This is a genomic window from Micromonospora sp. NPDC051296, from assembly GCF_040682255.1.
GTDB lineage: Bacteria > Actinomycetota > Actinomycetes > Mycobacteriales > Micromonosporaceae > Micromonospora > Micromonospora craterilacus.
The window spans coordinates 1-7,693 of record NZ_JBFBAO010000336.1 but is presented as its reverse complement, the minus strand read 5'-3'; the positions used below and the strand labels follow the sequence as shown (position 1 = coordinate 7,693).

Below are 7,693 nucleotides of genomic sequence, written 5' to 3'. Positions count from 1 at the left end.
GGGGGGGGCGGAGGGGGGGTTAGCTCCCCCCCCACCACTGTCGTTCATGACGCCGCGTCTGAGCTGGTCAGCTGTCTACGGCAGAATGTCGGGATGAGTGAGATCGACTGGGAGCGGCTGCGGGCCGCGGCCACCGAGGTGATGCGGCACGCGTACGTGCCGTACTCGAAGTTCCCGGTGGGGGCGGCGGCGCTGGTCGACGACGGCCGGGTGGTGGTCGGCTGCAACGTCGAGAACGCCGCGTACGGCGTGGTGCTCTGCGCCGAGTGCGGAGTGGTCTCCTCGCTGCACGCCACCGGCGGGGGCCGGATCGTCGCGCTGTCCTGCGTCGACGCCACCGGTGAGCCGCTGATGCCGTGCGGGCGCTGCCGGCAACTGCTTTGGGAGCAGGGCGGGCCGGAGTGCCTGATCGAGGCCAAGGGCGGCCCGCTGCGGATGGCCGAGCTGCTGCCGCACGCCTTCGACGTGGCCGACCTGGAGGCGGTTACCGGCGAGCGGCCGGTGCCGGTGGTGCCCGACCGGCTGGCCGCCTGGCGCGGGCGGGGCACCGTCTTCGTGCACCCCGACCTGTCGGCCGGACAGCAGGTCTGGACGGCCTACTGGGAGCGCTCGGCAGGGGACGACGTGGGCGCCGAGACCGGGGTGCTGGAGGAGGGGCCGAGCTGGGACGACCCGGCCGAGGCGATCACCTGGGGGTTGGCCCGTACGCCCCGGGTCGTGGTGGTGGACGCGTCCGGCACCATCTTCTGGGCCGGTGAGGGTGAGCCGCCGATGGAGATACCGGTTCGCTGGGCGGGGTGACGCTCTCCGGCCATCAGGCCAGTTTCGGCGGCGCGGGCGATCGGTGGGGATGCGGCCCGGGTGTGGGTCGTGTCGGACGACTAGGAAGATCTTCTGATGAGTGCTTTCACTGCGGTTGATGTTATTCGGGCGAAGCGGGACGGGGGGGTGCTGTCCGACGCGCAGATCGACTGGGTGGTGGACGCGTACACCCGTGGAGTGGTGGCCGACGAACAGATGGCGGCGCTGGCCATGGCGATCCTGCTGAACGGGATGACCGGCCCGGAGATCGCCCGGTGGACGGCCGCCATGATCGCCAGCGGCGAGCGGCTCGACCTCTCCGCCGTGGCCCGGCCGACCGTCGACAAGCACTCGACCGGTGGGGTCGGTGACAAGATCACCCTGCCGCTCACCCCGCTGGTGGCCGCCTGCGGCGCGGCGGTGCCGCAGCTGTCCGGACGCGGGCTCGGGCACACCGGCGGCACGCTGGACAAGCTGGAGTCGATCCCGGGCTGGCGGGCCGCGCTGAGCAACGCGGAGTTCACCGCCCAGCTGCGCGACATCGGCGCGGTGATCTGCGCGGCCGGGTCCGGGCTGGCCCCGGCGGACCGCAAGCTGTACGCGCTGCGCGACGTCACCGGCACGGTCGAGGCGATCCCGCTTATCGCCAGCTCGATCATGAGCAAGAAGATCGCCGAGGGCACCGGCGCGCTGGTGCTCGACGTGAAGGTCGGTACCGGCGCGTTCATGAAGTCGGTCGACGACGCCCGCGAGCTGGCCCGGACCATGGTGGAGCTGGGCGGCGCGCACGGGGTGAAGACGGTCGCCCTGCTCACCGACATGTCGACTCCGCTCGGCCGGGCCATCGGCAACGGGGTCGAGGTCACCGAGTCGGTCGAGGTGCTGGCCGGCGGTGGCCCCGCCGACGTGGTGGAGCTGACCCTGGCGCTGGCTCGGGAGATGCTGGACGCGGCCGGGCTGCCGGATGCCGATCCCGCCGCCGCGCTGCGCGATGGGCGGGCCATGGACGCCTGGCGGTCGATGATCCGGGCGCAGGGCGGTGACCCGGACGCGTCGATGCCCGAGGCGGACGAGGTCGAGGTGGTGCGTGCCGAGATGGACGGGTACGTCGCGGCGGTCGACGCGTACGCCATCGGAGTGGCCGCGTGGCGGCTCGGCGCGGGGCGGGCCCGCAAGGAGGATCCGGTCAGCGTGCCGGCCGGCGTGGTGCTGCACAAGCGTCCCGGCGACCCGGTGAAGGCCGGGGAACCCCTCTACGAACTGCGGGCCGAGCGGGCCGAGGCGATTCCGGCGGCGCTGGCGGAGGCGGCTCGGGCCGTGACCGTCGCCGCGCGGCCGCCGGTCCCGGCGTCGCTGGTGATCGAACGCGTCGAATGAGCGAACCTGTTGCCCGACCCCATGGTGCCGGACCATTCGGGCCGCTATTCTCGCTGGCCAGGGGGGACAGTCGGCGCTGAGACGTCGTGAGCAGACAGGGATGTTGCCGTGATCGTTCCTGCCCCCGACCCCCGGGAGGTGCGTGAGGCGAGCCTGGACGAGTTGTCCCGGCTGCGGCTGCCGCTGCCGCCACCGCAGTTTCCGCTGGTCTGGGAGCCCGGCGACGAGATCGAGCTGCGGCCGACGGCGGAGATCGAGGCCCGGATCGCGGTGCTGCATCTGATCCTGGCCCGCTGCTTCGGCATGCCGCCGCAGGCGGCGATGAGCTGGCTGCTCGCCTCGCACCTGGTCGAGATGGTCACCCCGCCGGAGTTCCAGTTCGTCACCGGGGCGAAGGGCGACCACCGCTCCTTCGTGCTGCACCACGACGCGCTGTTCTCACTGGCCTGGGCGCTCGGCCTGACCAAGCAGCTCGACCCCACGATGCCGGTGGACGAGCGGCTGGTGGAGCGCCTGCCGAACATCGCCGAGGGTGAGACGTTCCGGCAGTGGCGTTCCCGGATCCTGGCCGCGCCGCAGCACCCGGCGGATGCGGCGGCCCTGCTCGACCTGCACTACTGCCTGGACTGGGCGTACCTGGAGGTGGACCGGGCCGGCCGGACGTTGCCCGGCCTGGTGGACGCCAACGCGATCGGGCAGCGCCGGTGGGCGCTGGAGTGGGCGGTGATCCTGCGTGGGCCGTACCATGACGAGCCGCCCGGTTGGGAAGAGGTCGACCTCTCCACCTGACTACTTCGGGCGGTAGACGCCGAGGCGGACGGCCACGGTTACCCGGACCGGCTCGCCCAGCGCGGTGATCCGGGCGGCCAGCCCGGCCGGGTCGGTGTGCCAGGCACTCGGGCCCATGCCCACCAGGGTCGCTACCTCCGTACCGGCCAGTGTCAGCTCCCGCCGGTGCACCGCGGCCGACTCCTCGGTGAAGTGCCCGCCCAGGCTGCCCGTGACCCGGTCCGCCTTGGCCGGGTCGACGCGCAGCAGTCCGAGCGCGTCGACCAACTCGGTCAGGTGGTCGGCGGCCGGGATCACCACCAGCAGCCGCCCCGCCGGGTCGAGAATCCGGCGGAATTCGGCCCCGTTGCGGGGCGCGAAGACGTTCAGCAGCACCGTCGCGGCGGCGTCCGCCACCGGCAGCCGCTGCCAGGTGTCGGCCAGCGCCGCGGTGACGCGCGGGTGGGCCCGCGCCGCGCGGCGCAGTGCGGGCTTGGACACGTCCAGGGCCAGACCGGCTGCCTCCGGCAGCGCCGCCAGCACCGCCGCGAGGTGCCGGCCGGTGCCTGCACCGGCATCCACCACCAGTGGGTACGTGTCACCGATTCCGCCCGCCGCATCGGCGAGGGCGGCGGAGATGAGGTCGTAGTGGCCGGCGGCCAGGAAGTCCGCCCGGGCGGCGACCATCTCGGCAGTGTCCCCGCCGTGCGGGGCGCGACCGGCAAGCAGGTTGACGTAGCCGTGCCGGGCGACGTCGAAGCTGTGCCGGCGCGGGCACCGCAGCGCGTGGGAGGCACCGGTGGACACCTCGGTCAGCGGCTCACCGCAGACGGGGCAGCGCAGCCGGCCGACGACGCAAGGGTCCATCACGGCTGCCGCTCGGTCACGACCCGAGTCTAGTGCGGCGTCCAGCGGTGACGCGGCTCGCGGTGGACGGGTCCACAGCTGGTGCCCGGACCGCAGCGGACTAGGGTCTGAGCATGAGCCCGAGCATCCGGTACGAGGACATCGTCAGGGCGCCGAAGGCGCTGCTGCATGACCACCTGGACGGCGGCCTGCGGCCCGCGACGATCGTCGAGCTGGCCGCCGAGGTCGGTCACGAACTGCCCGCCACCGACCCGGAGGCGCTGGGTCGCTGGTTCGTGGCGGCGGCCGATTCGGGCTCGCTGGAGCGTTACCTGGAGACGTTCGCGCACACGGTCGCCGTGATGCAGACCGCCAGCGCGCTGCGCCGGGTGGCCCGCGAGTGCGCCCAGGACCTGGCTGCCGACGGGGTCGTCTACGCCGAGGTGCGGTTCGCCCCGGAGCAGCACCTGGAGCGGGACCTGACCCTCGACGAGGTGGTCGAGGCGGTGCTGGCCGGCTTCGTCGAGGGCAGCGCGCTCGCCGCCGAGGCCGGTACGCCGATTCGGGTCGGCACGCTGCTCACCGCGATGCGGCACGCGGCCCGGTCGCAGGAGATCGCCGAGCTGGCCGTGCGGCACCGTGACCACGGCGTGGTGGGCTTCGACATCGCCGGTGCCGAGGCGGGCTTCCCGCCCACCCGCCACCTGGACGCCTTCGAGTACCTCCAGCGGGAGAACTTCCACTTCACCATTCACGCCGGTGAGGCGTTCGGGCTGCCGTCCATCTGGCAGGCGATCCAGTGGTGCGGGGCCGATCGCCTCGGCCACGGCGTACGCATCGTCGACGACATCACCCCCGGGCCCGAGCCGACGCTCGGCCGGCTGGCCGCGTACGTGCGGGACAAGCGGATCCCGTTGGAGCTCTGCCCGTCGTCGAACGTGCAGACCGGCGCCGCCGCGTCGATCGCCGAGCACCCCATCGGCCTGCTGCGCGACCTGCGTTTCCGGGTCACGGTCAACACCGACAACCGGCTGATGAGCGGCACCTCGGTGTCCCGCGAGATGGCCCTGCTCTCCGACGCGTTCGGCTACGGGTGGCGTGAGGTGCAGTGGTTCACCATCAACGCGATGAAGAGCGCGTTCATCCCGTTCGATGAGCGGCTGCGGATCATCGACGAAGTGATCAAGCCGGCGTACGCGAAGCTGCTGGCCTGACGGCGGCCCGGCCGCACCCGACGGTCGGCCGGGGTGGGTTCAGCGGACGGGCGGGTGACCGGCGAGCAGTCGGGCCACCCGGCGCAGGACGTCCCGGCCGCGTGCCGCCTCCGCCCCCAGGCCGGTCTGCCGACGCAGCACCGCCGGCTCGGCCCGTAGCAGCGCCACGCCGCGGCGCACCAGCACCCGCGGCCCCTTGCGCTGCTCGGCGAGGTCCCGTGCGAGTCGGCGGACGAAGGTCGCGCTGCGCGGCCGGCGCAGTGCGTACGCCCCGGCGAGCAGGCCGCGTCGACCGCACTCCCCGACAATCTCGGCGGCGAATATCCCTTCGGCTACGAATAGTGGCGAATCGGCCAGCTTGAACAGCCGAGTGGACACCCGACGGTCCTCGTTGATCGCATAGACCGGCACCTCTGCCCGGCCGTGGCGGGCCAACTGGGCAATGACCTCGACCGCTGCTTCGGCGTCCCACGAATCGGGCGACTCCCAGTCGATCTGACCGTTCCGTCGCGGTAACGATGGGTCATCGCCGTCCTTGTAGAAATCGTCCAAGCAGAGTACGGGCAGCCCGGTTTGCTGCGCTATGTACGACTTTCCGGAGCCGGAAGGGCCGGCAATAAGGACGACTCGGTGCGGGGTTTTCATTACCTTCAGTGACTCCGGACAGACGGACCGCGATCAAATTGCATCAACATCTCATCACACCTCCGGCTGGGGCCAGCCTGGGCTTTCTCTTTCCGGGGCGGCGTGATGGAATCTCGGATGGTCCGACCCGCCGGGTCGGCTGCTGGGCGTTGTCCGGGGGCAACGCGGACGCTGCAATCACGAGGGCGGTGACGTGAGCAAACGGCCGAAGACGGCAGGTTCCTTCCTGTCGCGTCTGCGCCGGCCGGCCGGTCGGCTTCGCGACATGCCGATCTGGTCCAAGCTCGGTCTCATCTTGATCGTGCCGACCATCGCGACGGTCGTCGTGGGTACCAGTGGTCTGGTCGACCACCTGGAGTCGCTCAACGACGCCAACCGGGCCGGTGACCTCGCCGAACTCATCGGCTACTCCGGTGCGCTGGTGGACGGCCTGCAGGACGAGCGGACCGCGGCGGTGCTGCTCCTCGGCGTGCCCCCGCAGCAGGCGGGCAAGCCCGAGTCGGACGCGAAGAAGAAGTACTCCGCCCTCTACACCGAAGTTTTGGCCGGGGTGGACCGGGCCAAGGGCCCGTACTCGCAGCAGCGGGTCGAGTTGAGCGGCCTGCCCTCCAGCCTCGCGGGGTTGCTGACCCAGATCGACGGGCGCCTGACCGACCTGCCGGGTACCCGCAGCCAGGTGCTCAACGGCAAGTACAAGATCACCGACGCGGTGCAGTCCTACGACGAGTTGATCAATCAGCTGCTCGATCTCCGGGATTCGGCCAGCCAGCTCGCCGGTGACAACGACCTGAGCGACCGGATGCGGGCGGCGGCCGCCGTGGCCCGCGAGAAGGAGTGGCTCTCCGTCCGCCGGGCGGTGGTGCATCGCGCCCTGATCCAGGGCGGCATGAGCTCGACCCTGCGGTGGGACTACGTCTCCAGCGAGACCGGCCAGCAGCAGGCGCAGCAGAGCTTCAACGCGGTCGCCACCGAGGCGGAGACGGATTTCCACTCCCAGACCATCAGCGGCGGCGACCGCCGGCAGGCGACCCTCTACATCAATCAGGTCACCGCCGACATCAGCCCGAATCTCGCCAGCATCTCCTTCACCCCCGACCAGTGGGACGCGGCGCTGGTCGCCAACGGCAAGCTGATCCGGACGGTCGAGTCGAAGTTCGACTCCGACGTGACGGCCCAGGCCGGCGAGCTTCGCTCCGATGTGCAGCGCCAGGTGTTCCTGGAGACCGGCCTGCTGCTGACCATGCTGCTGCTGGCCATCTTCCTGGCGTACCTGGTGGCCCGCTCGATGGCCCGCTCCCTGCGCGAGCTTCGCCAGGGTGCGCTCTCCATCGCCCAGTACGGGCTGCCCCAGGCGGTGGCCAGGCTGCGTGACCCGCAGGTGACCGGGCAGCTCTCCCCGGTGCAGCTGGCCAACCAGATCGCCGAGCCGCTGCCGGTGCGCAGCAAGGACGAGTTCGGCCAGGTGACCGAGGCGTTCAACGCGGTCCACCTGGAGGCGGTCCGCACCGCCGCCGAGCAGGCCGCGCTGCGGGCGTCCGTCGCGACCATGTTCGTCAACCTGGCCCGCCGGTCCCAGATCCTGGTCGACCGGTTGATCGGTCACCTCGACCGGCTGGAGCGTGGTGAGGAGGACCCGGACCGGCTCGCCGAGCTGTTCCAGCTGGACCACCTCGCCACCCGGATGCGCCGCAACGACGAGAACCTCCTGGTCCTCGCCGGTGCCGACTCGACCCGCGTGCAGCGGGAGCCGGCCGCGCTGATCGACGTGCTGCGGGCCGCCCAGTCCGAGGTCGAGCACTACACCCGGATCGAGTTTGGGGTGATCGACCGGGACATCGAGGTCGCCGCGCACGCGGTGAACGACCTGGTCCACCTCGTGGCCGAGCTGTTCGACAACGCCACCGCGTTCTCGCCGCCCGACTCGCAGGTGATGGTCGAGGCCCGCCGGGTCGGCGACCGCGCCTCGCTGTACGTCGAGGACCGCGGCATCGGCATCAGCGGCGAGCAGTTGGCTGATCTCAACGAGCGGCTGGCCACGCCGC

At 71.6% G+C, this 7,693-nt stretch carries 7 protein-coding genes; 5 read left to right on the top strand and 2 right to left on the bottom strand.

Features of this window, described 5'->3' with window-relative positions:
• The first annotated feature begins 93 nt into the window (after positions 1 to 93).
• The 3 genes from AB0M52_RS26945 (at position 94) to AB0M52_RS26935 (ending at position 2,967) form a co-directional block, all read left to right on the top strand.
• Positions 94 to 801: a cytidine deaminase gene (locus tag AB0M52_RS26945; protein ID WP_363959190.1), complete on the top strand. Its 708-nt coding sequence runs from the start codon at positions 94 to 96 to the stop codon at positions 799 to 801.
• Positions 802 to 897: 96 nt separating this feature from the next.
• Entirely contained in the window at positions 898 to 2,178 is a 1,281-nt protein-coding gene (locus AB0M52_RS26940; RefSeq protein WP_363959187.1) for a thymidine phosphorylase, read from the top strand.
• 108 nt (positions 2,179 to 2,286) lie between these two features.
• Positions 2,287 to 2,967: a DUF4272 domain-containing protein gene (locus AB0M52_RS26935; protein WP_363959184.1), complete on the top strand. Its 681-nt coding sequence runs from the start codon at positions 2,287 to 2,289 to the stop codon at positions 2,965 to 2,967.
• Here the strand turns inward: AB0M52_RS26935 and AB0M52_RS26930 are convergent, their stop codons facing one another.
• Positions 2,968 to 3,813, bottom strand: a complete 846-nt coding sequence (locus tag AB0M52_RS26930) for a putative RNA methyltransferase (RefSeq protein WP_363959181.1) — start codon at positions 3,811 to 3,813, stop codon at positions 2,968 to 2,970.
• 113 nt (positions 3,814 to 3,926) lie between these two features.
• On the opposite strand from AB0M52_RS26930, the gene AB0M52_RS26925 reads away from it, so the two are divergent.
• Positions 3,927 to 5,006, top strand: a complete 1,080-nt coding sequence (locus AB0M52_RS26925; protein ID WP_363959179.1) for an adenosine deaminase — start codon at positions 3,927 to 3,929, stop codon at positions 5,004 to 5,006.
• Positions 5,007 to 5,045: 39 nt separating this feature from the next.
• On the opposite strand, the gene AB0M52_RS26920 is transcribed toward AB0M52_RS26925, so the two are convergent.
• Positions 5,046 to 5,384 (bottom strand): hypothetical protein, encoded by a 339-nt coding sequence (locus AB0M52_RS26920; RefSeq protein ID WP_363959176.1) that lies wholly within the window; start codon positions 5,382 to 5,384, stop codon positions 5,046 to 5,048.
• Between the two features lie 460 nt (positions 5,385 to 5,844).
• Between AB0M52_RS26920 and AB0M52_RS26915 the strand changes: the two genes are divergently transcribed.
• A partial coding sequence (locus tag AB0M52_RS26915; protein ID WP_363959173.1) for a nitrate- and nitrite sensing domain-containing protein occupies positions 5,845 to 7,693 on the top strand: 1,849 nt, incomplete at its 3' end.

What these genes read in the sequence shown, in the direction of transcription:
- AB0M52_RS26945 (WP_363959190.1), top strand. Translation starts at nt 94, where the DNA reads ATGAGTGAGATCGACTGGGAGCGGCTGCGGGCCGCGGCCACCGAGGTG.
- AB0M52_RS26940 (WP_363959187.1), top strand. Translation starts at nt 898, where the DNA reads ATGAGTGCTTTCACTGCGGTTGATGTTATTCGGGCGAAGCGGGACGGG.
- AB0M52_RS26930 (WP_363959181.1), bottom strand. Translation starts at nt 3,813, where the DNA reads ATGGACCCTTGCGTCGTCGGCCGGCTGCGCTGCCCCGTCTGCGGTGAG.
- AB0M52_RS26925 (WP_363959179.1), top strand. Translation starts at nt 3,927, where the DNA reads ATGAGCCCGAGCATCCGGTACGAGGACATCGTCAGGGCGCCGAAGGCG.